A 26,943-nucleotide genomic window follows, 5' to 3' on the forward strand; every position below is an offset into this window, starting at 1 on the left:
ATTCAAATAATTAGTATTTCACTTTTAATGATTAATTAAATTAAAATGAGCTGTCAAAACAACAGCTCATTTCTTACCTGCTTTGAGTATCTGCCTAATGCGTGATTTCAGTATAAACTTTTACAGTTTTCAGGTAGTTTGAAAGGATTATCTTTATTGATACGGTCATAAAACATAATTCCATTTAGATGATCTATTTCATGTTGAATAACAATAGAGGAATAGCCATTGAGTTTTAATATTATTTCTTCTCCTTCTAAATTAAACCCTTTCACTTTAATTCTTTCATATCTTGGGACGAATCCATTTATATCTCGATCAACAGAAAGGCAACCTTCACTTGGTGGTAAGTAAATCATAGAAACTGAATGACTTATTATTTTTGGATTAATAAGAGTATATTCATGTTCTTTCTCCCTCTCGTCAGTGAAATACGCTACAAACATTCGCTTATTCAAGCCAATCTGATTCGCGGATAATCCAACTCCTCCACGCAATTTATATTTTTTGGATAGAATGGGGTCTTGACTATTTTTTAAGAAATTCATCATACTAGTTAATGTTTCCTTATCTTCCTCAGAGGGAGGTACCATCACTTCTAGTGTTGGTCGATGTAAGATATCATTACCTTCACCCACAATATCTTCCATTGTTATCATATAATTTGAATGAAATTTATTCATAAATAAACAATTCATCTACCTTTACTTTTAACGTTTTTGATAATTTAAATGCCAGTTCTAGTGTGGGATCATATTTATCATTCTCTATACAATTTATTGTTTGTCTAACAACTCCACACTTCTTAGCAAGTTGCTCTTGTGTTATCCCCAATTTGTTCCGTATTGCTTTAATTTTATTTTTCAACAGTATCACCTATGTCAAAGATATTGGACATTTTTTATTATAACAATTTCAATAAATATGTCAATAAATTTGGACATTTCAATGTATCTATTAGTGGTTTTTGTACGCAGTAATCTGAATGCTCGTAAAAGGTTGGCACACTTTGGCACAGTTTGGCACACAATGACACTGTTTGTCCGTAGTGAAAGTTATATAATGGTAGTATGGAATATTAATAAACAGAAGCCTTCACGGGAGCATTTCTCCTGCGAGGGCTTTTTCTATGGGCAAAAGGAGGTGCAAGTATGCCAAAGAAACCTAAGCGACCGTGCTCTTACCCTGGTTGCCCAGAGCTAACCGACAAGCGCTTTTGTGAAGAGCATGGCAAGAAGGAAGCCGCACGGTATGAAAAGTATGACCGTGACCCAGCAACCCGTAAGCGTTATGGTCGTGCTTGGAAAAGAATACGTGACCGTTACATTGCAGCTCATCCTCTTTGTGAGAAATGTAAACGACAAGGAAAGCTGACCCCTGCAAATGAAGTCCATCACATTCTTCCTCTTGCAAGAGGAGGGACTCACGATAGAAGTAATCTGATGGCTCTTTGTACTCCTTGCCACTCTGCAATCACGGCAAGAGATGGAGACCGTTGGGGAACCCGGTAGGGGGAGTCAAATCTCCACAGCTTTTTCTTTGTGTAACGGGCGTGGGGCAACGCGTGAAAATTCGCGGTTTCAAACAGGGTAATAGGCCCATCGACGAAAAGAGGTGAGTGAATGGCCAAAGATGGAACAAATCGTGGCGGTGCCCGTATAGGCTCCGGTCAAAAGAAAAAACCACTTGCTGACAAAATTGCAGAGGGAAATCCCGGTAAAAGAAAGCTTGAAGTCGTTGAGTTCCAAAATACCGCTGACCTGAAGGGGCAGGAAATGCCAAAGCCAATGGCCATGCTCTCTGCAGTACAAAAGGATGGTAAAACCCTAGTAGCGAGTGAAATCTATGAAATTACATGGAGATGGCTTGAAGAACGAGGATGTGCCCATTTGGTACTTCCACAGCTTCTAGAACGATATGCCATGAGTGCGGCCAGATGGATACAGTGTGAGGAAGCAGTAACCGAGTTTGGCTTTCTAGCCAAGCACCCAACCACCGGCAATGCTATTCAAAGTCCTTATGTAGCAATGAGTCAGAACTTTATGAGTCAGACAAACAGGCTATGGATGGAGATATATCAAATCGTTAGAGAGAACTGTGCTACAGAGTATTCTGGTTTAAACCCACAGGACGATGTGATGGAGCGACTGCTATCTGCCCGCAGAGGAAAATAAAGATGAGGAGATATGATGTAATGAGTAAAAGATATTTAACAGCAGAAAGTGTATGTGCTGGACATCCTGACAAACTATGCGACATCATAGCAGATAGCATTTTGGAAGCTTGCCTACGTAAAGATAGGGCATCAAGGGTGGCTTGCGAGGTTATGGCAACTAAAGGAAAAATTATCGTGGCGGGCGAGATCTCCTGCAGCGAGAAAGTGAACATTAGAGACATTGTAAAAATTGTACTGAAAGATGTGGGATACAATCCTCTAAAATTTTTGATTTATGTATATGTACATAATCAAAGTGTAGATATTGCGGCTGGTGTGAATACCGCACTAGAAGAACGAAATGGTATAAATGAACAGTACGGTTCGATAGGTGCTGGAGACCAGGGAACTATGTATGGCTATGCCACAAAGGAAACAAGAGAAATGCTTCCTCTCCCCCTTGTACTGTCTCACAGAATCGTAAAGAGACTGGATGATTGTCGCAAAGGAAAACTGATCAAAGGGATTCTTCCCGATGGTAAAGCACAGGTAACGGTGGAGTATAAGGATGACACTCCAGTGAGAATAAAGACGATTGTGATCTCTGTGCAGCATGATAAGAATAAAACGCAGGAAGAACTTAAGGCGGATATTCTTAACAATGTCTTATGGCAATGCTTTGAGGATTTCCCTTTTGATGATGAAACAGAACTTCTCATCAATCCATCAGGTCAGTTTGTTCTTGGTGGTCCCGCTGCTGATACGGGTTTGACTGGTAGAAAAATCATGGTCGACACCTATGGAGGGCTTGCATCTCATGGAGGTGGTGCTCTTTGTGGTAAAGACCCAACCAAAGTTGACCGAAGCGGTGCTTACATGGCTCGGTATATTGCCAAGCATATTGTTTGGTGTGGTTATGCAAAGAAGTGTGAAGTGAGTATTTCCTATGCCATTGGTAAGGCAAATCCAGTAGCCTTTACTGTAAATACCCTTGGCACTGGAACTGTTTCTGATGAAATATTAACTATTGCAGCTCAGGAGACTTTCAACTTAAGACCTGCGGCCATCATTGAAAAACTACGTCTTAGAAATGTGGTTTATTCTGACACAGCGGCTTATGGTCACTTTAATAGTTGTCTGTTCCCGTGGGAGGATGTAAATAAATACAGTGAATTTAGAAAGGCGGTGGAAAAGTATGTTGATAGAGAAGATTAAAACGAAACAACTCATCCCCGCTGAATATAACCCAAGGAAGGATTTAAAACCGGGTGATCCGGAATATGAGAAACTTAAACGCTCCCTTGAGGAGTTTGGATATGTAGAACCCGTTATATGGAATAAGACCACAGGCAAAGTTATCGGAGGGCATCAACGCTTGAAAGTCCTGCTGAGTATGGGCATGGATGAAATAGAATGCGTAGTTGTCGAAATGGATGAGCAAAAGGAAAAGGCTCTGAACATTGCACTAAATAAAATAAGTGGCGATTGGGATAAAGATAAATTGGCACTTCTCATTACAGACCTAAATGCTTCTGATTTTGATGTTTCTCTTACAGGATTTGACCCAGGAGAGTTAGAGGATCTTTTCAAAGATTCCCTTAAGGATAATATAAAAGAAGATGATTTCGATGTAGACAGCGAGCTGAAAAAGCCCGCTGTTTCGCATTTAGGGGATGTTTGGATACTCGGACAGCATCGATTAGTCTGCGGAGACAGTACAAAGAAAGACACCTTTGATGTCTTGATGGATGGGAAAGCTGCCAATCTGGTAGTTACGGACCCTCCATATAACGTTAACTATGAAGGCACTGCTGGAAAAATCAAAAATGACAACATGGCTAACGAAGCGTTCTATGATTTTCTGCTTGCGGCATTTCAAAACACCGAAGCAGCGATGGCAAAGGACGCTTCTATTTATGTATTCCATGCTGATACGGAAGGACTCAATTTCAGAAGAGCATTCTCCGATGCGGGATTTTATCTATCCGGTACTTGTATATGGAAAAAGCAGTCCCTTGTTCTCGGTCGCTCTCCTTATCAATGGCAACATGAACCGGTACTCTTTGGATGGAAAAAGAAAGGCAAGCATCTCTGGTATTCAGACCGCAAGCAGACCACCATCTGGGAGTTTGAGAAACCAAAGAAAAATAGCGACCACCCAACCATGAAACCCGTGGCACTTGTGGCATATCCCATTATGAACTCGAGCCTTAGTAACTGCATTGTGCTTGATCCCTTCGGTGGTTCAGGAAGCACATTGATTGCCTGTGATCAGACCGATAGAATCTGCTATACCATTGAACTAGATGAAAAGTACTGTGATGTCATTGTGAAAAGGTATATTGAGCAAGTCGGAAACTCTGATGGTGTGTTTCTTTTCAGAGATAGCTCGAAATTCAGATATTGTGATTTGCCAAATGTTGATTTATCTACACAAAATACCGCCGATTAATGGAACAGTATTTTCTACAGAAAGATGCTCTAAATGACTTGATAATAACAGCTTTTAGAGTGATATATGTACGTACCGAAAATAGAAAGGCGGTATGAAAATGCAGATTAACTATAATGTTTCAGGACCAAAAAGAAAAGCACTGGTTAACGCAATCAGTCAAGAACTAAATGCCCCTGTAAAATATCTCGGAGCACCTACATTTGCATATGAGGTGGCAGACTACAATGTTAACAAAAACGGAGTTCTAAGTGGACCAGATAATAAGGAATTGGTCGAAGATCTATTAGGACTTCACGACTTCAAAGCAATTTCAGAAGAATTTGACACACCACCTCCGAAAGCAGAAGCAAATGAAACGGAAGAATCTATCAATTTGATAATTCAAATGCCACGGGCAGATTTTACAGACACGGCACTCGAGAACCTAAAAGGATTAGTAGAGAGCAAAGCGGCTCTTATAAAGAAAGCACTTAATACGGATTCCATTCCCATCATTGTAAATGATGAATTTGTAGCATTCCCTTGGTTTCAAGGTGAGTGCTCCCCAGAGGAGGTTAAGGCATACACCCATTTTGTCACAGCACTATGCGAAATGGCGAAAAAACAGACCCGTGTCAATTCCACCGAGAAATCAGTAGAGAATGAAAAATACGCTTTCCGTTGCTTCCTTCTAAGGCTTGGTTTTATCGGCCCAGAATATAAAATGGAACGAAAGATTCTCCTCTCCAAGCTTTCAGGTAGCTCCGCTTTCAAAAGCGGAACGGCCAAGCAGGAGGTGAGTGAACAATGAATATCATTCACCCAGAAATGCTAAAGCAACTTAGAAGCTATTACACTCCAGGAACACGTGTGATGCTACTTAAAATGAACGATCCTTATACCAAACTTCAGCCTGGATCTAAAGGTACGGTTACTAGTGTTGATGACATAGGAACGATTCACGTCAGTTGGGATTCCGGTGGTTCCCTTGGAGTGGCCTTTGGTGAGGATTTATGCAAGAAAATCGAAGGGTAAAACATACACAATTTAAGTCAAATATGGCAGTAAATATGTAGATTTATATTGCGGAATTGTCTTGCTATAAAAGCCTTTTAGAGTGATATATGTACATGCCGAAAGGACACACACACTTTAGAAGGAGCGAGAAAAATGCTAAACGCAAAATTTGGAATTGAAATTGAGTTCACAGGGATTACAAGGGAAAAAGCAGCAAAGGTTGCAGCTGAATATTTGCAAGGCACTTACAGTGAAGGCGGTACTTACTACGACACCAAGAAGGTAAAAACACTGGACGGTCGGGTATGGAAGTTTATGTACGACGGGAGCATCCACTGCCAAAGAAAAGAAGGCGGAAGAAAGGTAGCCGCCAGTAGGGAGTACAGCGTTGAATTGGTCAGCCCCATCCTTACCTACCAAGAGGACATTGAAACATTACAGGAATTGGTGAGAAAGCTACGCAAAGCTGGAGCCTTTACAAATACATCTTGTGGCATTCACATTCATCTAGATGGTGCTGAGCATACACCGAAAAGTATTCGAAACATTGTAAATATCATCGCAAGCAAAAACGACTTATTTTACAAAGCACTTCAAATTGCACCGCAGAGAATGAACTACTGCAAAAGGATGGACAGCATTTTGGTTGAGAAAATGAACCGCAAGAAGCCTAAAACTTTGAGAGAAATTGAGGATATTTGGTACGAGGGTTACAGCGAAAGCAGAAGCGCCCACTATCACAATAGCCGCTACCATTTCCTCAACCTTCACAGCTTTTTTACGGGAAACCATACAGTTGAACTTCGAGGGTTTAACAGCGAACTTCATGCTGGAAAGATAAGAAGTTACATTGTTTTAGCACTCGCCATTAACCACCAAGCCTTAACACAAAGGTGTGCATCGGCAAAGAAACCCCAGGTGGAGAACGAGAAATTTGCCATGAGAACCTACCTAAACCGAATTGGTTTCATCGGCGACGAATTTGCAAACTGCAGAGAACATTTAACCTCAGCACTTTCGGGTTCAGCTGCATGGCGGTTTCGGGCGGCCTGAGCTGCTCCTAATCCCTAAAGCTAAGAAGGAGGATGACAATGAACAGTAAATTATATCTTGCCTATGGCTCCAACCTTAATCTGGAGCAAATGGCCAACAGATGCCCCACAGCGAAGGTAGTGGGTGCAAGCCAAATCAATGACCATCGCTTGTTATTTAGAGGGGCACACGCGGGCGCTGTGGCGACCATCGAGCCTTTTAAGGGTGACAACGTACCAGTTTTGGTGTGGGAAATCACACCCGCTGATGAGGCGGCACTTGACCGCTACGAGGGATGGCCATTCCTTTATCGCAAGGAAACTGTAAAAGTAAAATTGGACGGTAAAACCGTCAAGGCGATGGTCTATATCATGAATGACGGGAGACCGCTTGGACAGCCAAGCTGCTATTATTACAGTACAATTTTAGAAGGCTATAAAAGTGCAGGCTTCGATGTAGATATCCTGCGTAAAGCGACAACAGATTCACTAGAATCGGAGGAGGTAATAAATGAATGAGATAATCAAAGAACAAATCCTTTCCATCCGAGAAAGTGGAGTCACAAATATGTTTGATGCAAACCGAGTCCAGTATGAAGCAAATGAACGAGGGTTTTATGAATTGGTAGTCTATTTAATAGACCATAAAGCGGAATATGCTCATTTCATACTGACGGGGGAAGTGGATGAAAATAAGTAAATAAAACTAAAACAGGATAAGGGGAAGAGCTTCATCTATAGGATTGAGGCTCTTTTCTTTTGTCCTTTTTCATAAAAGGGGCGGTGTTTATGCGGAAACTCAAGAAATATAAGCCGACCGCCTTTATAGCTGATGGGTCATATTACGATAAGGATGCTGCTGATTACGCTGTAGCTTTTATCGAAGCACTCTCCCATACGAAAGGTTTATGGGCAGGTAAGCCTTTTGAACTTATCGATTGGCAGGAGCAAATAATCCGTGATTTATTCGGAATTTTAAAGCCAGATGGATATCGGCAGTTTAACACTGCTTACGTAGAGATACCTAAAAAGATGGGAAAAAGCGAGCTTGCCGCAGCAATTGCACTTCTCCTCACTTGCGGTGATGGTGAAGAACGGGCGGAGGTGTACGGTTGTGCCGCCGACCGCCAGCAGGCATCAATTGTATTTGAAGTGGCGGCCGATATGGTGCGGATGTGTCCAGCACTGAATAAACGTGTTAAGTTGCTGGCTTCAACTAAGCGACTGGTGTACCTGCCGACCAACAGCTTCTATCAGGTATTGTCGGCTGAAGCCTACTCCAAACACGGCTTCAATATACACGGTGTTGTTTTCGATGAACTTCATACTCAGCCAAACCGGAAACTATTTGATGTTATGACGAAGGGATCTGGGGATGCAAGGACACAACCGTTGTATTTTCTTATCACCACAGCGGGAACGGATACTCAAAGTATTTGCTACGAAACACACCGAAAAGCAGTTGATATTATTGAGGGCAGAAAATACGATCCTACCTTTTATCCCGTAATCTATGGTGCCAAAGAAGAGGATGATTGGACAGATCCAAAAGTGTGGAAGAAAGCAAATCCAAGCTTAGGAATTACGGTGGGGATTGACAAGGTAAGGGCTGCTTGTGAAAGTGCAAAGCAGAACCCGGCTGAAGAGAACAGCTTCCGGCAATTGCGCCTGAATCAGTGGGTTAAACAGTCTGTCCGTTGGATGCCGATGGCAAAATGGGATGCATGTGCATTTCCAGTTATACCAGAAAGTCTTGAGGGACGGGTGTGTTACGGGGGACTTGACCTATCTTCTACAACAGACATTACAGCCTTTGTGTTGGTGTTCCCACCAGAGGATGAAACAGATAAATACATTGTTCTTCCGTATTTTTGGATGCCAGAGGACAACATTGACCTCCGAGTCCGAAGAGACCATGTGCAATACGACCTCTGGGAGAAGCAGGGTCATATTCTAACCACAGAAGGAAATGTAGTGCATTACGGCTTCATTGAGCGGTTTATTGAAGAACTGGGAGAAAAATATAATATTCGAGAAATTGCTTTTGACCGATGGGGAGCTGTTCAAATGGTTCAGAACCTTGAAGGGTTAGGCTTTACTGTCGTTCCATTCGGTCAAGGCTTTAAGGATATGTCACCACCAACCAAAGAACTGATGAAATTGACATTAGAAGAAAGAATAGCGCACGGTGGGCATCCAGTACTCCGTTGGATGATGGACAACATCTTTATAAAAACTGATCCGGCAGGCAATGTGAAGCCGGACAAGGAAAAAAGTACAGAAAAAATAGATGGCGCGGTGGCAACTATCATGGCACTTGACCGTGCTATACGCTGTGGCTCAGGTAATAGTGGAGATTCGGTGTATGACGAGCGAGGTTTGATTGTCTTTTAAACCTTAATGGTTAGCACAATGTTTATATTCGGAGGTGATGCCTATGAATCTAATAAAAGGACTGTTTCGTTCAAGAGACAAACCGCAAAATCGTGTGGGTAGTGCGTTCTCCTTCCTGTTTGGCGGTACGTCATCTGGCAAAATGGTTAATGAACGTACTGCAATGCAGGCAACAGCAGTGTATGCCTGCGTAAGGATATTAGCTGAAGCGATTGCCGGACTGCCACTTCATGTATATAGATATCGTTCTGATGGAGGTAAAGAAAGGATTCCTTTCCACCCGCTGTATTACCTTCTTCATGATGAACCAAATCCAGAGATGACTTCATTCGTGTTTCGAGAAACACTGATGAGTCATCTTTTACTTTGGGGAAATGCCTATGCACAGGTGGTCAGAAACGGTCGTGGGCAGGCAGTTGCACTTTATCCCCTACTTCCTAACAAGATGGAAGTTAGTCGAGCAACAAACGGAGAGCTGGTCTATAACTACTATCGTGATACTGATGAAAGTGGCCTAAACCCAAAAGGTGGCTATGTCACACTCCGTAAAGATGAAGTTCTACACATACCTGGCTTAGGTTTTGATGGACTCATTGGCTATAGCCCAATCGCTATGGCGAAAAATGCAATCGGTATGTCACTTGCTACTGAAGAGTACGGTGCGGCATTCTTTGCCAATGGTGCTAATCCCGGAGGTGTGCTGGAACACCCAGGAGTAATCAAAGATATACAGAGGGTCAAGGATAGTTGGAATAGTGCCTACCAAGGCACAGGCAATGCTCACAAAATTGCTGTGTTGGAAGAGGGCATGAAGTTCCAAGCCATTGGTATCCCGCCTGAACAGGCACAATTCCTAGAAACACGGAAATTCCAAATTAATGAGATTGCGAGGATTTTCCGAGTACCGCCCCATATGGTGGGAGATTTAGAGAAATCCAGTTTCTCCAATATTGAGCAGCAGTCTTTGGAGTTTGTAAAATACACCCTCGATCCTTGGGTGGTGCGATGGGAACAAAGTCTCCAGCAATCGCTTATTTTGCCTTCTGAGAAAACTTCATTGTTTATCAAGTTCAATTTAGATGGTCTGCTTCGTGGAGATTATCAAAGTCGTATGAATGGTTACGCTACAGGTCGACAGAATGGCTGGATGTCAGCCAACGATATCCGTGAACTGGAGGATATGAACCGCATACCGGCTGAGGAAGGTGGCGACTTATATCTGGTTAACGGAAATATGACAAAACTGGCTGACGCAGGTGCGTTTGCCAAAACCGAAGGAGGTCAGTAAATGAGGAAGTTTTGGAACTGGGTGCGAGATTCTGATGAAGAACGTACCCTCTATTTAAATGGAGTGATATCCGAAGAAACGTGGTGGGGCGATGAGGTCACACCTAAGATTTTTAAAGATGAATTGCTGGCAGGCACCGGCGATATTACGGTGTGGATTAATTCCCCTGGTGGTGATGTGTTCGCAGCAGCTCAGATTTATAACATGTTGATGGAGTATACCGGAAAAGTCACTGTAAAGATTGATGGGCTTGCGGCAAGTGCGGCATCCGTTATTGCAATGGCAGGTGGAGATGTATATATGTCCCCAGTTTCCATGCTGATGATCCATAATCCATCAACCATTGCTATCGGTGACAGTGAGGAAATGATGCGAGCAAAGGCTTTATTGGATGAGGTTAAGGAAAGCATTATTAATGCCTATGAGTTAAAGACAGGTCTTTCTCGAACAAAACTCTCCCATCTGATGGATGCAGAGTCCTGGATGAATGCCAATAAAGCGATTGAACTTGGTTTTGCAGATAAGATCATGTTCATGGAAAGTGAAACACCGGATTTGACAGATAGTCTTATCTTTAGCAGGATGGCGGTTACTAACTCGCTTATCAGCAAACTGCCAAAACAACCAAAACAACCAAAACAACCAAAACAGAAAACAGGTACACCCATTGAGTCGCTGGATAAGCGGCTTTCTTTAATTTCGCACTAATTTTAAGGAGGAAATAACAATGAGTAAAATTCTTGAATTGCGTGAGAAACGCGCTAAAGCTTGGGACGCAGCAAAGGCATTCCTTGATTCAAAACGTGGCGGTGATGGACTGTTATCCGCTGAGGACACGACAACCTATGAAAAAATGGAAGCCGATGTGGTGGCTCTTGGTAAGGAAATTGAGCGTTTAGAACGTCAAGCATCTATCGACTTGGAACTGTCGAAAGCAACCAGTAACCCAATTACGAACGAACCTACTAGAACTGGAGAGGAAAAGACTGGTCGCGCAAGTGCTGAATACAAAAAAGCTTTCTGGAATGCGATGCGTGATAATGTCAGCTATGAAGTAAGGAACGCTTTAAAGATTGGCACTGATTCCGAAGGCGGATTCCTCGTGCCAGATGAGTTTGAGCGTACGCTTGTAGAAGCCCTAGAGGAAGAAAATATCTTCCGTAGGTTGGCCAATGTAATCACTACATCTTCTGGTGACCGCAAGATTCCTGTTGTTGCAAGCAAAGGCACTGCAAGTTGGATCGATGAAGAGGGAGCTATACCAGAGAGTGATGACAGCTTCGGTCAAGTATCGATTGGTGCTTATAAACTAGCAACGATGATCAAAGTCTCTGAGGAACTGCTAAATGATTCCGTGTTTAATCTCGAAAGCTACATCACAAGAGAATTCGCCCGTCGCATTGGTAACAAGGAGGAGGAAGCCTTCTTCATAGGTGACGGTACAGGAAAGCCAACAGGAATTCTGAATGCTACTGGTGGTGGTCAAGTTGGGGTTACTGCGGCAAGTGCCACTGCCATCACTTTGGATGAGGTATTAGATTTATTCTACAGCTTAAAAGCACCGTATCGAAATAAGGCAGTATTCGTAATGAATGACGCCACTATAAAAGCTATCCGTAAATTAAAGGACGGAAACGGACAGTACTTATGGCAACCTTCTGTCCAAGCGGGGACACCTGATACGATTCTTAACCGCCCGCTGTACACCTCATCATATGTACCTACTATTGAAGCAGGTGCAAAGACTATGGTATTCGGTGATTTTAGTTATTACTGGGTGGCAGACCGTCAAGGACGCGTATTCAAACGATTAAATGAACTCTATGCTGTTACAGGTCAAGTAGGATTTATTGCGACTCAGCGAGTTGATGGAAAGCTTATCTTACCGGAGGCCGTTAAGGTACTCCAACAGAAAGCCTAACGGAGGTGCTTTATGAGTTATAACACGAAGAATTATACCGAACAAGGCGGAGAAAAAACTGTCATCGGAGGTGTTTTAGAAATTAAAGAAGGGGCCTCGGTTATGGGGCTTCCTGTTGCTGAAAACCAGGCAGACAGCACCGCCACCTATGTTGCTGGTCTAGTTACGGACTTTAATGCCCTGCTTGCCAAACTAAAAGCAGCTGGGCTTATGGAGGCTGACTAAGGTGGAATGTAAAGGAGGTTGGTGGTATGGCAGTGGCAGATAATCTCTTGCCTAAAGTTAAAGCGAACTTAATTTTAGCACATGATCAGGATGATGCCCTCCTTATTGGATTTATCACTGCTGCAGTCTCCTATGCACAAAGCTATCAGCACGTTCCTGAAAACTATTATGAAACACATGCTATGCCTCCAACAACAGAACAAGCAGTGATCATGTTGTCGAGTCATTTCTATGAAAGTAGAGATGGCTCGACGGCAGGTTTCTTTGCTGATAGCGTACAGGCGGGACAACAAGTATGGAATACAGTGAACTTGCTTTTACGACTTGATCGAGAGTGGGGTGTTTAGTGTGAGCTTTGGGAAGATGAACACCTTCATCGATATCATTTGCACGATACCCACAAAGGATAAGGAAGGCTTCGCCACAAAAGATGACAACATACTCGCAAGTGTACTTGCTTACAAGGAAGATCGGCATGGCAGTGAGCGATGGACGAATATGGCATCATTTTCATCTGCAACTTCCCTATTCAGGTTTAGAAAAATCTTCGGACTTAAGGTGACCAATGAAATGGTTATCGTCTGCGATGATGGCAGATATCAAATTTTAAGTGTTGAGGATGTAAGAAATCGAGGTATGTATGTCGAGGTTTTAGCCGAAAAGCTAGAACCAACTGTGAGGTGATGGATATGGCAAAAGCGAATATAAAGATGCCAGAAGAATTCCTTTTAAAGGTATCTCGATTAGCTGACCAGACCGATGTGATTCTTCCTAAGGTTTTGGAAGTTGGCGGTGAAGTGGTGCTTGATAAAGTCAAAGGAAATCTAAGTAAGGTGGTTGGCAAGGGCACGAAATATCCATCCAAAAGCACTGGTGAGTTGCTATCTTCACTGGGTCTTTCTGGAGCAAAGCAAGATAGAAACGGAAACTTCAATGTAAAAGTCGGCTTTGCCGAGCCACGATCTGACGGCGAGAGCAATGCTAAACTTGCCAGCATTATCGAATATGGCAAACATGGTCAGCCTGCAAAACCCTTCCTAAAGCCTGCGAGGAATGCATCTAGGAAACCTTGCATCAACGCAATGGTCGCCAAGCTGGAGGAGGAGATCAAGAAGATATGAATATTTTAGAGGAATTGAATACCCTTGTTTCCACTATACCGCTCCCCGTGGAAACCGGGGTTTTTTCAGGTTTGGCACCAGATGAGTATGTCGTGATTCTCCCTCTTTCGGATATTTTTGAAGTTCATGCGGATAACCGTCCAGGCTTTGATGTGCAGGAAGCGAGGATATCATTGTTCTCAAAAAGTAACTACTTAAAGAGGAAAAGACAGCTCACCACTTCTTTAATAAATGCGGATTTTACTGTCACCGAACGGAGATACATCGGACACGAGGATGATACTGGATATCATCATTATGCCCTCGATGTGGCAAAAAACTATAGATTGGAGGAATAACACATGGCAACGATCGGTCTTGATAGACTGTACTATTCAAAAATAACCGAGGACACTAACGGTGAGGAAACTTATGCCCAACCTTCCGTACTTGCAAAAGCCATCACTGCTGAACTCTCGGTAGAACTGGTGGAAGCAATTCTGTATGCTGACGATGGTGCGGCTGAGGTTGTGAAAGACTTTAACAGTGGTACTCTCACTCTCGGTGTTGACGACATTGGTCCGACAGTTGCAGCGGATTTAACTGGTGCTTCTACAGATGACAACGGAGTATTAATCTCAGCCAGTGAAAATGTGGGTACACCAGTTGCAGTAGGGTTTCGTGCACAAAGGGCTAATGGAACATACCGCTATTTTTGGCTGTATCGCGTTAAGTTTGGACTACCAGCTACCAACTTACAGACAAAGGCTGATTCCATTACCTTTTCAACACCCACCATTGAAGGAACTGTTATGCGTAGAAATAAGCTGGATGGATTGGGCAAGCACCCATGGAAAGCGGAAGTTACAGAAGGTGATCCGGGTGTTTCATCGACCACCATAACAGGCTGGTTCACTGAAGTCTATGAACCTGTATATACACCTGAACCATAGGAGGGGAAATCATGGATAATGATAGAAGTGCCTCAATCAACATAGGTGACAAAGAGTATGAACTGGTTTTAACTACACGTGCAACAAAGGCCATTGCCGGTCGTTACGGTGGTCTTGAAAACCTTGGAGAAAAACTGATGAAATCAGAAAACTTCGAGATGGCACTGGACGAGATTGTTTGGCTAATCACGCTGCTTGCAAACCAGTCCATTTTGATTCGTAATCTTAAGAATAAGAACGCACCAGAAGAATTGTTGACAGAGGAAGAAGTGGAGCTTCTTACCTCACCGCTTGACTTAGCGGCATATAAAACTGCAATTACCGAGGCGATGTTCAAAGGTACAAAGAGAAATGTAGAAAGTGAGGAGGAAACTCCAAAAAACGTGGAAGTCGGGTAACGGACGCTGAGGTCTTTACCCGGCTTCTTTATTATGGAACGGTTCAGATGGGCATGGAAGCAGAGGAATTCTGGCTTATGCCAATTGGGCTGTTTTTTGATTTATGGACTTGCCACAAGCAATGGCATGGTATTGAAAAACCAAAGAAAACTCGGACAATTGACGATATTATCCCACTAGGCATATAGGAGGAGGTGAAGGGATGGCGGACAATTTTGGATTAAAAATAGGTGTCGAGGGTGAGCGAGAATTTAAGAAGGCACTCTCGGAAATTAATCAATCATTTAAGGTACTAGGTAGTGAAATGGCCCTTGTAACCAGTCAATTTGATAAGAATGATAAATCCATTCAATCGATCACGGCACGAAATGCCGTTTTAAATAAAGAAATTGACGCACAGAAAGAAAAGATTTCAACCCTTAAGGCTGCCCTTGACAATGCCTCCTCCTCTTTCGGTGAAAATGACCGCCGCACCCAAAACTGGCAGATCCAATTAAATAGGGCTCAGGCAGAACTGAACCTTATGGAACGTGAACTTGAGGAGTCTACAATTGAAGCGGATAATCTCGGTGAAGAGTTAGAGGATTCCGGTAAAAGTGCAGAGGATGCTGGTGGCAGGTTTGAAAAGCTTGGCGGTGTACTCAAGGGAATTGGTGTGGCGATGGGTGCGGTTGCCGTTGCCGCTGGAGCCGCGGCTATTAAGTTAGGTAAAGAGGTAGTTACTCAGTTCGGAGAATTAGAACAAAACCTAGGTGGATCGGAGGCGGTTTTTGGAGCATATGCTGCATCGATTCAGAAAACTGGTGAGGAAGCCTATAAAAATCTAGGTGTTTCCCAAAGTGAGTACCTTGCAACTGCTAACAAAATGGGCGCGTTATTCCAAGGTTCTGGTATACAGCAACAGAGAAGTCTTGAGCTAACTGAAAAGGCCATGCAACGTGCGGCAGACATGGCATCTGTTATGGGTATTGATATGTCCTCGGCATTGGAGGCAGTCACTGGGGCGGCAAAGGGTAACTTTGATATGATGGATAACTTAGGTGTTGCGATGAACGCTACAAACATCGAAGCCTATGCTCTCGCAAAGGGTCTGGATTTCACTTGGAATACTGCAACACAAGCGGAAAAAGCCGAAGTAGCAATGCAAATGTTCTTTGAGAACACAGAGCAGTATGCAGGTAACTTTGCAAAAGAATCAACCGAGACAATCTCCGGTTCTATTGGGTTACTACAGGCCGCACTTGGTTCATTTACAGCTGGACTCGGTAATGCCAATGCTGATATGACGAATCTGACTGAGAATCTTGTTGATGCTTTCGAGGCGGTTGTCACTAATATTGTACCGGTTTTAGAAAATATCGTAGCCGCCTTGCCAACAGCGACAGGCGCAATATTAGCGGCGGTTGCAGACTTGCTACCAATGCTTCTTGAATTGGTTACAAATATATTTGCGCAAGTACTGGAAACAATTTTAAATCTTTTACCAGAACTTATCCCAGCAGCAGTAAGTGCTCTAATGACGATTGTTGGAGCGTTAATTGATAACCTTCCGCTACTGATAAATGCAGCAATCGAACTAGTAACAGCACTAGTGGAGGGGATCGGCATCGCTTTACCACAACTCATCCCTGCGGCAGTTTCTGCTGTTATGCAGATTGTCCAAGGATTGATGGATAACCTACCACTCATTTTGAATGCCGCTTTGCAGTTGATTATAGGGTTAGCACAGGGATTGGTAGAGGCAATACCTCAGCTTACTTCTGCCTTACCGGTCATCATCAAAGCAATAGTGGATTTTATCATTAAATCTATTCCGCAGATTATTGAAGCGGGTATTCAATTATTGTCCTCACTGGTTACAGCTTTGCCTACCATTATTACAGCAGTTGTGGAAGCAATCCCGCAAATTATCGACAGTATCATCAGTGCTGTTATTGGTTCAATCCCTTTGATTATTGATGCAGGTATCCGGCTTTTGGTATCTCTCATTCAAGCATTGCCACAGATTATTACTACTGTTGTAGGTGCTATTCCCAAGATTGTTACCTCGCTGGTCAATGCCATTATTGGTAACATCGATAAGGTTATTTTAGCGGGTGTTCAACTGTTTGTGGCACTGATTGCAAATCTGCCAAGGATAATCGTAGAGATTGTTAAAGCAGTACCGCAGATCATCTCTGGACTGGTCAGAGCCTTTACTGGTTATATCGGTCAAATGGCTCAAGTGGGTGGCAATTTGATTAAAGGTCTATGGCAAGGTATATCAGATGCAGGTGCATGGCTATGGAGTAAAATATCTGGATTTTTCGGAAATGTTGTATCGAAGATTAAAGACTTCTTTGGTATCCGCTCCCCTTCAACTCTATTTGCTGGAATTGGCCGCAACATGGGTGAAGGTATCGGTGTGGGGTTTGAGGATGCAATGACAGCAGTTTCAAGGGATATGCAAAATGCAGTACCAACCAGCTTTGATTTTAATTACAGAGGTATATCTAGGCAAGGCAATGCCACTGGTGCAAGTATCACTCAAAACATCTCGGTAGTGACACCTAAGGCTCTATCAGAAAAAGAACTAGCACGGCAGTTTAAGAACTTATCCCGTAAACTGGCACTTGAATTGTAAAGGAGGTACGGAAATGGAGCTAACATACACCAATAGAGATGGAGAGAGCATTACGCTTAAGCAAAGCCGACCGTATTTTCTTATGAAGATAGATGGTACTGGCAACATCCGTCAAACTGTCAACACTTTCAAGGCACCAGACCAAGATGGCGCTTTTTATATTTCCTCCACACTAGATATGCGAAACATAACGATTGAAGGTACGGTTGTTGCTGATACTCCCGATGAGGCGTATAAAAGGAGACAACGCTTCCTTCAAATATTTAGTCCAAAGCTATTAGGGACGCTTCAATACCGCGAGCGACAGATATCCTGTGTTGTGGAGGAGGCAGGTTTTAGTGTTTCTAATCGGCAACGAATACCAAACTTCTTTGTCAGTCTGCTCTGCCCATCCCCTTTCTTTGAGACATTAAATGAAGTGCGAGAGGAACTAGCATCATGGATACCGCTATTTGAGTTTGAATTGGAAATTCCAATGACTGGGATGGAGTTCGGAATGCGTCAACCTAGCCAAATCATTACGGTGGAAAATATAGGGGATGTATCTTGTGGATGCGAGATAGTGTTTAGGGCCTTAGGTACTGTGTCGAACCCTGAACTATTAAACATAGACACGGGAGAATATATCCGACTTCTCACTACAATGAGCGCTGGGGATGAACTTCGTGTATATACCCACTTCGCTGGTAAGCGTGTGGTCCAGATTGATGGGTCAACGATTACAAATGCTTTTTCACTGTTGGATACCAATTCGGTGTTCTTTCAACTCGCGGCAGGTCTTAATACACTGCGTTACGATGCTTCTGTCAATATGGAACTGTTAGAGGTTAGTATTTACTTTCGTCCGCAGTTTCTGGGGGTGTGAAAATGGAACTGTATATCTACAATTCAAACCGAGAGCTTGCGGGCATTGTGGAATCTTTCGAGTACTTACGCTGGACGAGACGCTATTCCCAGTGTGGCTCATTTGAGTTAAAGGCGATAGCAACTCCAGAGAATACAGAACTCTTAAAGGAAGGGAATATCATCTGGAAAAATGATGATGAGGAAGCCGGGATCATTGAGCATCTGGAACTTTCTCAAACCGAGCATGAAATTATTACTGCAAGTGGTCGTTTTGCAACTTCCTTCCTCTCCCGCCGCATTGTTTGGCAAACGGAGAAACTGTCTGGTGACATCTCTGTCTGTGTGGAGCAGTTGATAAATAATAATCTTATCAATCCTTCTGATACAGCAAGGAAGATTTCAAACATAACCTTTTCTGCTCCAAACTTAAATGTTCCCATCAGCACACAAATATCGTATAGAAATTTGATGGATGCGGTGACAGGACTATGTGTTGCCTCAGATATTGGCATTAAGACCGTATTCTCTCCTGCGACAGGGGGATTTACCATATCGTTGTATAGAGGAAAGGAATCACAAGCAGTATTTTCTAAGGAATATGAAAATCTTACGGAACAGATTTATACAATAAGTGCAGGAGATTATGCAAACACTGCCCTTGTTGCTGGTGAAGGAGAAGGCACAGAGCGAACCTTTATTTCGATTACAGGTGGCTCAGGTGAGACAAGACATGAAATTTTTGTGGATGCTAAGGATTTGCGGGCGGAAGACTTTGGTTCGGATTACATTGATACACTAATCTTTCGAGGTAAAAGTAAGCTTAGTGAGCAGGCAATACGCTATTCATTTGATACATCAGTCAATCCACACGGCAATTTAACATATAAGATAGACTTCGATCTTGGGCAGACCGTCAAAGTTATTTCCAAAGCATGGGGTGTATCCATGACGACACGTATCACCGAAGTCGAGGAAACCTATGACGCAGACGGCCAGAGCATCAGTGTAGTGTTTGGAAAAGCGGAGTTAACGATAGCACAAAAAATCCGCTCTGACTTAAGCGAGGTTAAAACAGCGATATTTGCTCCAACGGGCATATCCGAAATTGCACAGGCTATAGGGACCGTGGAGGAAACGTTGGGAATTGTGGAGGAAACCTTAGGTGACTTGACTGAGGTAGATTCAGAGATTCAAGGAGACAGCGTAGCATCTACTATCAATAATCTGTATGGTAAACTACCAGCACTCGAAATCAATGTGGGCGGAGGTACTATATCCATTGGACAATATGCGTTGTACCATATGAACTCTGGGGATGCCTTTTATTTCACCTCATGGAGTGGCAATAAGTTTAGTGACCAGCCAAGTGATGACGGTCATGTCTTTTTGGTAAAGCATAACGGGGATAACACGGGGAATGGCTATCAGCGGGCAATGGGTTTCTTTATTTCTCGTAATACCATGACATTTTATGTGATTTCTGTTTTCGTATTTAACAACCCTTCTGGTCAAGCAAACTGGCTTAATATCAATAACGAACCTGTAACTACTGCAAGGATTGCCAATGGAGCAGTCACTGGCTTGAAAATTACAGACCGTACAATTACAGCCACTAAACTGGCTTCTTCCTTTAGCGACTACTCAACTACAGAACAAAACACAGGGCGGCTATGGATAGATGGCAAGACGATTTATCGTAAAGAGATAAATCTCGGTTCGCTTACGGATACAACACCAAAACATGTACCTCATGGTATAGCAAACCTCAGCACTGTTGTCAGTTTAACCGGTTTTGTCACGAATGGGAGTGTTTTCTTGCCACTGCCCCTTGCTCGTTACAACAACTTTGCATCTCAAATCGGACTCTTCGTGAATATGACCGACATTGTAGTCGAACCAGGCAATGATAGAACTGCATATACAGGCTATGTAGTTATAGAGTACACAAAAACCGTTTAGTAAGGAGGGAATAGTTTATGGAGAAAAGTGGATTTTTCAACTCATCTGATGGAGATAGAATCTATGACGCAACAGATTTCGCTGCATATTTTGGAAGCCTTGTCTCGAATGGTGTATTTTATTCTACACCAACAAACCTTCTGGTGTCTCCAGGGATTGGGTTGGTAGTGAGCATAGCAGCGGGCAGTGCGTGGATTAATGGTTATCGATATGAAAATACGGATGTTTTAAACAAACCACTTTCTACAGCAGACGGAAGCAATCCTCGCATAGACCGGGTTGTGGTTCGCTTAAGTCAAATTACGAGGAGCATTCAGCTTGCCATTGTCACGGGTACTCCCGCAGCAACACCCATAGCTCCAGAGTTGACAAGAACAAGCGATGTCTATGAACTTGGCATCGCTGATGTTTTAGTACCTTCGGCTGCCACATCGATTTCAGCAAATAACATTATAGATACCCGATTGAATACTAGCCTTTGTGGGCTGGTAAACTCGCTAGTTTCGGCTGTTTATGAATAGGAGGAGGTGAATGTAAGTGGCGGATATTAATGGCATCACTCTGCAGGCGGGTTCTAGCCCGACCGTCCATTACACAATTACTTATACCAAAAGCCGTCTAAATAATAGTCAGATGAGATACAATTTCACCATATCCGCTGCGTTGGGTTCATCAGGTTCCTTTATCCGTAGTGGTTATGCATTGCTTTGCACTATGACTGTAAATGGATCTTCTTCACAGGTACGTATTAAAGCGGCGGATGGAGATAACTGGGAAGGGACCACACCAAGGCTCAGATATGTTTCGGTAACCTGCGCTTCTACTACAGGTAATGCAACCCAGCCAGTCACATTCAAAGTGGTATCTGATGGACGATTGCCATTATCCTCTGGTGTAATTACCAATTCAAGCTATACGGTACTAAGTGCTCCATTGCTTACTACAGCTTGTGGAGCCCCAACATCTTGTACTGTTTCTCCAACACTTGCAGAAGGGAATGTGACTCTTTCTTGGAGTGGGGCTTCTGGAGGTATTAATAATGCGATTTCCAGTTATGAGATTCAATATAGTGAATCTACCGATAACGTCACATGGGGAGCATGGACTGCCTTGACCACGCTGACCACCACAGCAACAAGTGGTAATGTATCCGTTGCGCCACCTCCTACCCGAGGTAATTACCGTAGATTTCGGGTGCGAACCCGTGGTTCAGCAGGTGCTAGTTATTACTCTGGCTGGAAAGTATCCACAAACAGCGTCCGCAGAAACACTGTACCAAAGCCAGCAACGACCGCTATTGCATCCCCTGCAGCATATAGTGATGAAACGATTACACTGACTTGGAGTGGGGCATCAAGCGGTACGAGTCCAATTAAGGGATATCAAATTGCCAGTCGTACTTCAACGGATAATAGTACTTGGGGTGCGTGGAATGTGTTGACTACGTTGACATTGGCGGCAAGCGGTGGCAGTTATAATCCAATAGTATCGAGGACTCCAGGAACATATACACAATTTGGTATTTGGACAATTGATTCATTGGATGTTTATTCAATAGAGAAAGTCAGCAATAGCATTTATTGTAACGTGACAGCTTGTACAGCACCGACCCTTTGCACGGTAAGTGCAACATTATCCGAAGGAAATGTTACTCTCTCGTGGAGTGGAGCATTTGGTGGTGCAGGTAATGCCATCACATCCTACGAAATACAATATAGTGAGTCGCCTGATAATAGCAACTGGGGTGCTTGGTTGGCATTGGCTATCGTCAATACTTCAGCAACAAGCAGTATTTTAAATGTCAGTCCACCTACCACACGTGGTCATTATCGTCGGTTCCGAATAAGAACCCGTGGTACGGCTGGAGAAGATTTTTACTCAGACTGGGCTATATCTAGCAACACTGTTCGTAAAAATATACTGCCGATCCCACCGACTATTTTTGCCGCAAACCCTCCAATATATGAAGCTAATACAATAAATCTTTCATGGAGTGGGACGGTACCTGGAACCAGTGCGATTAAGCAGTATGTCATACAACAGTCTACATCGACAGATGGTGTGAATTGGTCGGCATACGTAGCACTGACGACTATTATTTCAAGCAATACCTCAGGTAGCCTTCAGGTAAATGCTTCACAAATAGCTGGTCGGTATACCCGTTATCGAATCAGTGTTACAGATGCACTTGATGCAGTTTCTGCCTTTGTAGTTAGCAACATGGTAAAGAAAAACAGCCCACCTGCATCACCAGTAGTGGACTGTCCAATGTCTGGCAATTTTACTTATAACTCTACACCACGTTTTATGATTACAACAGGAATTGAACCAGATGGACAAACACAAATAGTGGAGGTAAGGATTGATTCTGGTCCATGGCAAAATAGCGTGGACAATCCTGAGCGGTTTTCTGTAAGCGGCTATCTTGGTAATGGTGTCAAGACGGTTTACCAAGCAGAACCTCTTTCTGTAGGAAATCATACGGTTACTTTTCGTTGCCTTGACAGTGATATCGAGTCAGCAAGCACAGAAGTTGTTCGTACCTTCACGATTTTAGCATTACCTTTTGAAATCATCACCGCTAATGTGACACATGTAAAGGCAGCGCATATTCAGACGCTTCGAACTGTTATAAACAGGGTACGTAGCTATTACAATATGTCCCCTGCAACTTGGAAAGAGGAGATCACCGCAAGAAAGACCACTGTTAAGAATTGGCCATTCCATATCGTTGAAATGCGTAAAGCTATTGATGCGATTATTATGATGATTAATAGTTTTGATTCTTCCCATGCATTCGATATACCATCTGTCACATGGCTACCTATTGGTACAGGAAGACCTAGGGCAGATGTAATGCAACAAATTCATGACCTAATAAAAATAATGTAAAAATAAAATTCAGCGCTCTTGTCATTTGCAGGGGCGCTTTTCTATATGGAAATACACGAAACGGAGGTGTCTTTAATGAAAGAAATTTGGAATTGGATACAGCTAGCTATTGCCGCAGTCGGTGGATTTCTTGGGTGGTTTCTCGGCGGTTATGACGGATTTCTCTATGCACTGGTAGCCTTTGTGATCATTGACTACCTGACAGGTGTCTTTTGTGCAATTGCAAACAAAAAACTGTGTAGCGAAATCGGTGCTAAGGGGATTTTCAAAAAGGTACTCATCTTTATAATGGTAGGCATCGCTCATATTATCGATACACAAATTTTGGTTAGTATTGGAGAAAATAGTGGGATTTTACGAACTGCAGTAATCTTTTTCTACCTAAGTAATGAAGGAGTATCCATTTTAGAGAACGCTGGACATATAGGACTGCCTATTCCAGAAAACCTAAAATCTGTTCTACAGCAACTACATGGACGTGATGGGGAACCGCCTAAGCCTGGTGGTGGAAGATGATTGACTTAATATTTGATTAGAGGTGATTTTAATGAAGTTACGCAAACTATTACTTACGAACAATGCCTGCTATAAAGCGGGTAAAACCATAACACCAAAGGGTATTATGGTTCACTCGACTGGTGCAAACAACCCATGGTTGAAGCGCTACGTTGGCCCAGACGATGGCTTGCTAGGAAAGAACCAGTATAACAACCATTGGAATCAAGACAAACCTGGAGGGCGTAAAGTCTGTGTCCATGCCTTCATTGGTAAATTAGCAGATGGTTCCATTGCTACCTATCAAACATTACCTTGGAATCACCAAGGTTGGCATGCTGGAGGAGCTGCTAATAATTCTCATATTGGTTTTGAAATTTGCGAGGACGGATTGACCGATGCCTCGTATTTTTCTGCTGTTTACAAGGAAGCTGTGGAGCTTTGTGTACATCTTTGCAAACTCTATGGATTTAGCGAAAAAGATATCATCTGTCACAGCGAAGGTTATAAACGAGGCATTGCCAGTAACCATGGGGATGTGATGCACTGGTTCCCTAAACATGGGAAGAGTATGGACACCTTTCGAGCGGATGTGAAGAAATTACTAATCACAGAAAATAAGCCAGAAGAACCAGTGAAAAAGAAATATTACCGTGTGCAGATCGGTGCATATTCGGATAAAGCAAATGCTGAGGCACAGCTTGCCAAGGCTAAAAAGGCAGGCTTTACGGATGCATTTATTAAGTATGATTAACAAATTGAGCGAGTTAAAAATCATCGAGATTCCTAAATAAAATATTAAACTATTAATTTATCTAGCCTGCGGGGGTTCTTCCCTTGCAGGCTCTTTTTTTATGCCTTGATTTAATTAAATTCTACAAATCCTCAACTTCGACCTGTTCCCACGGCTATTAGGTAGGAGGTGATTCCTAGTGAATCAGCACGAGGATAAAAAAGTTACGAAGATCTCGGATGAGGTTATAGACAAAAGCACCACCGCACGTAAGAGAGTGTCACAGGAACAGTTACAACGTGAGTTTGATTATATTCAGGCAGAAAAATTGCTGAGAAAGATGCTCGAAAAAGGCTTAATAACTGAAGTAGAATTCAACAAGATAGATGCACTCAATCGCCAAACATTCTCCCCCTTTTTAGCTGAGATAATGCCCTGAAACCGTTGATATATAAGGGTTTCAGAGGTAATATGTGACCTACCAAGAAGGAGGTGAGAGGATGAAAAAGATAACGAAAATAGAAGGGAATCTAGCCAACTCTTTTATTAAGCCAAAAACACGAGTAGTTGCCTACTGCCGAGTTTCAACAGATAGTAATGAACAGCTAGTCAGCTTGCAAGCGCAAAAGGCTCATTATGAGACTTATATAAAGGCGAATCCAGAATGGGAATATGCAGGCTTATATTATGACGAGGGAATCAGTGGCACGAAAAAGGAAAACCGCTCTGACCTGCTTAGAATGTTATCAGACTGTGAAACTGGAAGGATTGACTTAATTATTACAAAGTCCATCAGCCGATTTGCGAGAAATACTACAGACTGCTTGGAGATGGTTCGAAAACTGATAGACCTTGGGGTTCATATCTATTTTGAGAAGGAAAACATCAATACGGGTTCAATGGAAAGTGAATTGATGCTCTCCATTTTAAGTGGGCTTGCAGAAAGTGAGTCAATTTCCATTTCAGAGAATACGAAGTGGGCCATTCAAAGACGATTTCAAAACGGAACCTTTAAAATTTCCTACCCACCATATGGGTATCAAAACATTGATGGTCAAATGAAAGTAATCCCTAAGCAGGCTGAAATTGTGAAGTATATTTTTGCAGAAGTATTATCGGGCAAAGGTACACAGAAAGTTGCAAATAATCTTAATCAAAAGGGTATCCCATCAAAAAGAGGTGGCCGTTGGACGGCTACTACCATTCGAGGGATTCTGACCAACGAAAAATATACTGGCGATGTTATTTTGCAAAAGACTTATACGGACAGCCATTTTAACAGGCACACCAATTACGGTGAGAATAATATGTATCTAATAGAAAACCATCATGAGGCAATTATTAGCCATGAGGATTTTGAAGCTGTAGATGCCATTCTTAATCAGAGAGCAAAAGAAAAAGGCATCGAAAAACGCAACAGCAAATATCTAAACCGATATTCTTTCTCCAGTAAAATTATTTGCTCTGAATGTGGCAGTACCTTTAAAAGACGGATTCATTCATCTGGAAGAAAATACATCGCTTGGTGCTGCAGTAAGCATATAAGCAATATAACGGAATGTTCTATGCAGTTCATACGAGATGATGATATAAAGACTGCATTTGTTACGATGATGAATAAACTCATATTCGGTCAGAAATTCATATTAAGACCACTTTTGAATGGATTACGTAACCAGAACAATGTGGCAAGTTTCAGCAGAATTGAAGAATTGGAAACTAAGATTGAAAATAACATGGAGCAGAGCCAGATGCTGACGGGTTTAATGGCCAAAGCGTATCTGGAACCTGCCCTGTTTAATAAAGAAAAGAATTCACTGGAAGCAGAAAGAGAAAGGCTGCTTGCTGAAAAGGATCAACTTACTCGTTCCGTCAATGGCAATTTTGCAAAAGTAGACGAAGTTGCCCGTTTACTTAAGTTTGCCACTAAGTCCAAAATGCTCACAGCCTATGAGGATGAGCTGTTTGAAAATTACGTAGAAAAGATTATTGTTTTTTCACGAGAGGAAGTCGGATTTGAATTAAAATGTGGAATCACATTGAAGGAGAGGTTGGTGAATTAGATGGGTCACACACCCTATGGATATAGAATTGAAGATGGAAAGGCTGTTGTGGATGATATAGCAGCAGAAAAAGTAAGAGAATTATTTTCAGGGTACTTGGCAGGACTTTCTTTGAAGGGGGCTGCTAAAAAAGCCGGGATAGACTGCTACCATGCCACAGCAAGTAAGATGTTGCAGAACAAGCATTACTTGGGCGATGAATTCTACCCTCCAATTATTGATGAAGAGACCTTTGAAAAAGCCAGAGTAGAAAAACGAAAACGAGCAGAAAAGCTCGGAAGGATATGGGAGCCTAAAGATGAACCGGTAAGGGATTACCCTGTAAAGTTCAAAGTAAAACCTCTGGTGCAAAAATATGAAGATCCATACAAGCAGGCGGAATATGCTTACAGTCTGATAGAAAGTGAGGTGTAACA

At 42.7% G+C, this 26,943-nt stretch carries 32 protein-coding genes; 30 read left to right on the forward strand and 2 right to left on the reverse strand.

Annotated elements, in window-relative coordinates; translation table 11 throughout:
• Window positions 1–107 precede the first annotated feature (107 nt).
• Together def and J2S07_RS09340 are read right to left on the reverse strand one after the other, a co-directional pair.
• The gene (gene def, locus J2S07_RS09335) at window positions 108–683 is read right to left on the reverse strand and encodes a peptide deformylase (RefSeq protein ID WP_090411893.1); all 576 of its coding nucleotides are present in this window, start codon (window positions 681–683) and stop codon (window positions 108–110) included.
• The gene (locus J2S07_RS09340; RefSeq protein ID WP_027625332.1) at window positions 676–867 is read right to left on the reverse strand and encodes a helix-turn-helix transcriptional regulator; all 192 of its coding nucleotides are present in this window, start codon (window positions 865–867) and stop codon (window positions 676–678) included. Before J2S07_RS09340 ends, def begins: the two co-directional genes overlap by 8 nt.
• 284 nt (window positions 868–1,151) lie before the next feature.
• Here J2S07_RS09340 and J2S07_RS09345 point away from each other — a divergent pair, with 284 nt between their 5' ends.
• The 30 genes from J2S07_RS09345 to J2S07_RS09490 all read left to right on the forward strand — a co-directional run bounded on the left by J2S07_RS09345 (window position 1,152) and on the right by J2S07_RS09490 (window position 26,941).
• Entirely contained in the window at window positions 1,152–1,511 is a 360-nt protein-coding gene (locus J2S07_RS09345) for an HNH endonuclease (RefSeq protein ID WP_124763832.1), read from the forward strand.
• A 111-nt stretch (window positions 1,512–1,622) separates the two neighbouring features.
• Complete coding sequence (locus tag J2S07_RS09350; protein WP_307150148.1) at window positions 1,623–2,174, forward strand: P27 family phage terminase small subunit; 552 nt, start codon at window positions 1,623–1,625, stop codon at window positions 2,172–2,174.
• Between the two features lie 20 nt (window positions 2,175–2,194).
• On the forward strand, window positions 2,195–3,370 hold the full coding sequence (gene metK / locus J2S07_RS09355; RefSeq protein ID WP_307150149.1) for a methionine adenosyltransferase: 1,176 nt from the start codon (window positions 2,195–2,197) through the stop codon (window positions 3,368–3,370).
• Window positions 3,351–4,607, forward strand: a complete 1,257-nt coding sequence (locus tag J2S07_RS09360) for a site-specific DNA-methyltransferase (protein WP_307150150.1) — start codon at window positions 3,351–3,353, stop codon at window positions 4,605–4,607. The genes metK and J2S07_RS09360 overlap by 20 nt, the downstream gene beginning before the upstream one ends.
• 100 nt (window positions 4,608–4,707) lie before the next feature.
• Window positions 4,708–5,400, forward strand: a complete 693-nt coding sequence (locus tag J2S07_RS09365) for a hypothetical protein (RefSeq protein WP_040036577.1) — start codon at window positions 4,708–4,710, stop codon at window positions 5,398–5,400.
• Window positions 5,397–5,624 carry a DUF4314 domain-containing protein gene (locus J2S07_RS09370; protein WP_040036576.1) on the forward strand — a complete coding sequence of 76 codons (228 nt, stop codon included), beginning with the start codon at window positions 5,397–5,399 and terminating at the stop codon, window positions 5,622–5,624. Before J2S07_RS09365 ends, J2S07_RS09370 begins: the two co-directional genes overlap by 4 nt.
• 135 nt (window positions 5,625–5,759) lie before the next feature.
• Window positions 5,760–6,659: an amidoligase family protein gene (locus J2S07_RS09375; RefSeq protein WP_040036575.1), complete on the forward strand. Its 900-nt coding sequence runs from the start codon at window positions 5,760–5,762 to the stop codon at window positions 6,657–6,659.
• 38 nt (window positions 6,660–6,697) lie between these two features.
• A complete protein-coding gene (locus J2S07_RS09380) occupies window positions 6,698–7,156 on the forward strand; it encodes a gamma-glutamylcyclotransferase family protein (RefSeq protein WP_040036574.1) in 459 nt (152 codons plus the stop codon).
• Window positions 7,149–7,337, forward strand: a complete 189-nt coding sequence (locus tag J2S07_RS09385; RefSeq protein WP_040036573.1) for a DUF5049 domain-containing protein — start codon at window positions 7,149–7,151, stop codon at window positions 7,335–7,337. Before J2S07_RS09380 ends, J2S07_RS09385 begins: the two co-directional genes overlap by 8 nt.
• A gap of 89 nt (window positions 7,338–7,426) precedes the next feature.
• Complete coding sequence (locus J2S07_RS09390; RefSeq protein ID WP_307150151.1) at window positions 7,427–9,031, forward strand: terminase large subunit; 1,605 nt, start codon at window positions 7,427–7,429, stop codon at window positions 9,029–9,031.
• A 43-nt stretch (window positions 9,032–9,074) separates the two neighbouring features.
• The gene (locus J2S07_RS09395) at window positions 9,075–10,319 is read left to right on the forward strand and encodes a phage portal protein (RefSeq protein WP_307150152.1); all 1,245 of its coding nucleotides are present in this window, start codon (window positions 9,075–9,077) and stop codon (window positions 10,317–10,319) included.
• Complete coding sequence (locus tag J2S07_RS09400; protein ID WP_307150153.1) at window positions 10,320–11,027, forward strand: head maturation protease, ClpP-related; 708 nt, start codon at window positions 10,320–10,322, stop codon at window positions 11,025–11,027.
• Between the two features lie 19 nt (window positions 11,028–11,046).
• A complete protein-coding gene (locus tag J2S07_RS09405) occupies window positions 11,047–12,240 on the forward strand; it encodes a phage major capsid protein (protein ID WP_055742198.1) in 1,194 nt (397 codons plus the stop codon).
• A 12-nt stretch (window positions 12,241–12,252) separates the two neighbouring features.
• The gene (locus tag J2S07_RS09410; protein WP_307150154.1) at window positions 12,253–12,465 is read left to right on the forward strand and encodes a head fiber protein; all 213 of its coding nucleotides are present in this window, start codon (window positions 12,253–12,255) and stop codon (window positions 12,463–12,465) included.
• Window positions 12,466–12,491: 26 nt separating this feature from the next.
• Complete coding sequence (locus tag J2S07_RS09415) at window positions 12,492–12,812, forward strand: head-tail connector protein (RefSeq protein ID WP_000257312.1); 321 nt, start codon at window positions 12,492–12,494, stop codon at window positions 12,810–12,812.
• A gap of 1 nt (window position 12,813) precedes the next feature.
• Window positions 12,814–13,149 (forward strand): head-tail adaptor protein, encoded by a 336-nt coding sequence (locus J2S07_RS09420; RefSeq protein WP_019155112.1) that lies wholly within the window; start codon window positions 12,814–12,816, stop codon window positions 13,147–13,149.
• A gap of 5 nt (window positions 13,150–13,154) precedes the next feature.
• Complete coding sequence (locus tag J2S07_RS09425) at window positions 13,155–13,586, forward strand: HK97-gp10 family putative phage morphogenesis protein (protein WP_188497517.1); 432 nt, start codon at window positions 13,155–13,157, stop codon at window positions 13,584–13,586.
• The gene (locus tag J2S07_RS09430; protein WP_307150155.1) at window positions 13,583–13,924 is read left to right on the forward strand and encodes a hypothetical protein; all 342 of its coding nucleotides are present in this window, start codon (window positions 13,583–13,585) and stop codon (window positions 13,922–13,924) included. Before J2S07_RS09425 ends, J2S07_RS09430 begins: the two co-directional genes overlap by 4 nt.
• A gap of 3 nt (window positions 13,925–13,927) precedes the next feature.
• Window positions 13,928–14,518 (forward strand): major tail protein, encoded by a 591-nt coding sequence (locus J2S07_RS09435; RefSeq protein WP_035197483.1) that lies wholly within the window; start codon window positions 13,928–13,930, stop codon window positions 14,516–14,518.
• Between the two features lie 11 nt (window positions 14,519–14,529).
• Window positions 14,530–14,916, forward strand: a complete 387-nt coding sequence (locus J2S07_RS09440) for a hypothetical protein (RefSeq protein ID WP_019155108.1) — start codon at window positions 14,530–14,532, stop codon at window positions 14,914–14,916.
• A gap of 202 nt (window positions 14,917–15,118) precedes the next feature.
• Complete coding sequence (locus J2S07_RS09445; RefSeq protein WP_307150156.1) at window positions 15,119–17,539, forward strand: phage tail protein; 2,421 nt, start codon at window positions 15,119–15,121, stop codon at window positions 17,537–17,539.
• A gap of 13 nt (window positions 17,540–17,552) precedes the next feature.
• Window positions 17,553–18,404 carry a phage tail family protein gene (locus J2S07_RS09450; RefSeq protein ID WP_307150157.1) on the forward strand — a complete coding sequence of 284 codons (852 nt, stop codon included), beginning with the start codon at window positions 17,553–17,555 and terminating at the stop codon, window positions 18,402–18,404.
• Window positions 18,405–18,406: 2 nt separating this feature from the next.
• Window positions 18,407–20,344: a siphovirus ReqiPepy6 Gp37-like family protein gene (locus tag J2S07_RS09455; protein ID WP_307150158.1), complete on the forward strand. Its 1,938-nt coding sequence runs from the start codon at window positions 18,407–18,409 to the stop codon at window positions 20,342–20,344.
• A gap of 17 nt (window positions 20,345–20,361) precedes the next feature.
• Window positions 20,362–20,865, forward strand: coding sequence for a hypothetical protein (locus J2S07_RS09460; RefSeq protein WP_018664403.1), 504 nt, complete (start codon window positions 20,362–20,364; stop codon window positions 20,863–20,865).
• Between the two features lie 181 nt (window positions 20,866–21,046).
• On the forward strand, window positions 21,047–23,236 hold the full coding sequence (locus J2S07_RS09465) for a hypothetical protein (protein ID WP_307150159.1): 2,190 nt from the start codon (window positions 21,047–21,049) through the stop codon (window positions 23,234–23,236).
• Window positions 23,237–23,311: 75 nt separating this feature from the next.
• On the forward strand, window positions 23,312–23,752 hold the full coding sequence (locus J2S07_RS09470) for a phage holin family protein (protein ID WP_027625352.1): 441 nt from the start codon (window positions 23,312–23,314) through the stop codon (window positions 23,750–23,752).
• A gap of 31 nt (window positions 23,753–23,783) precedes the next feature.
• Entirely contained in the window at window positions 23,784–24,485 is a 702-nt protein-coding gene (locus J2S07_RS09475; protein ID WP_307150160.1) for an N-acetylmuramoyl-L-alanine amidase, read from the forward strand.
• A 178-nt stretch (window positions 24,486–24,663) separates the two neighbouring features.
• Window positions 24,664–24,903 carry an SHOCT domain-containing protein gene (locus J2S07_RS09480; protein ID WP_307150161.1) on the forward strand — a complete coding sequence of 80 codons (240 nt, stop codon included), beginning with the start codon at window positions 24,664–24,666 and terminating at the stop codon, window positions 24,901–24,903.
• A gap of 61 nt (window positions 24,904–24,964) precedes the next feature.
• Complete coding sequence (locus tag J2S07_RS09485) at window positions 24,965–26,527, forward strand: recombinase family protein (protein WP_307150162.1); 1,563 nt, start codon at window positions 24,965–24,967, stop codon at window positions 26,525–26,527.
• Window positions 26,528–26,941, forward strand: a complete 414-nt coding sequence (locus J2S07_RS09490; RefSeq protein WP_055742189.1) for a recombinase family protein — start codon at window positions 26,528–26,530, stop codon at window positions 26,939–26,941.
• The last annotated feature ends 2 nt before the right edge of the window (window positions 26,942–26,943 follow it).

It is taken from the genome of Anoxybacillus andreesenii, assembly GCF_030813005.1.
Lineage (GTDB): Bacteria > Bacillota > Bacilli > Bacillales > Cytobacillaceae > Robertmurraya > Robertmurraya andreesenii.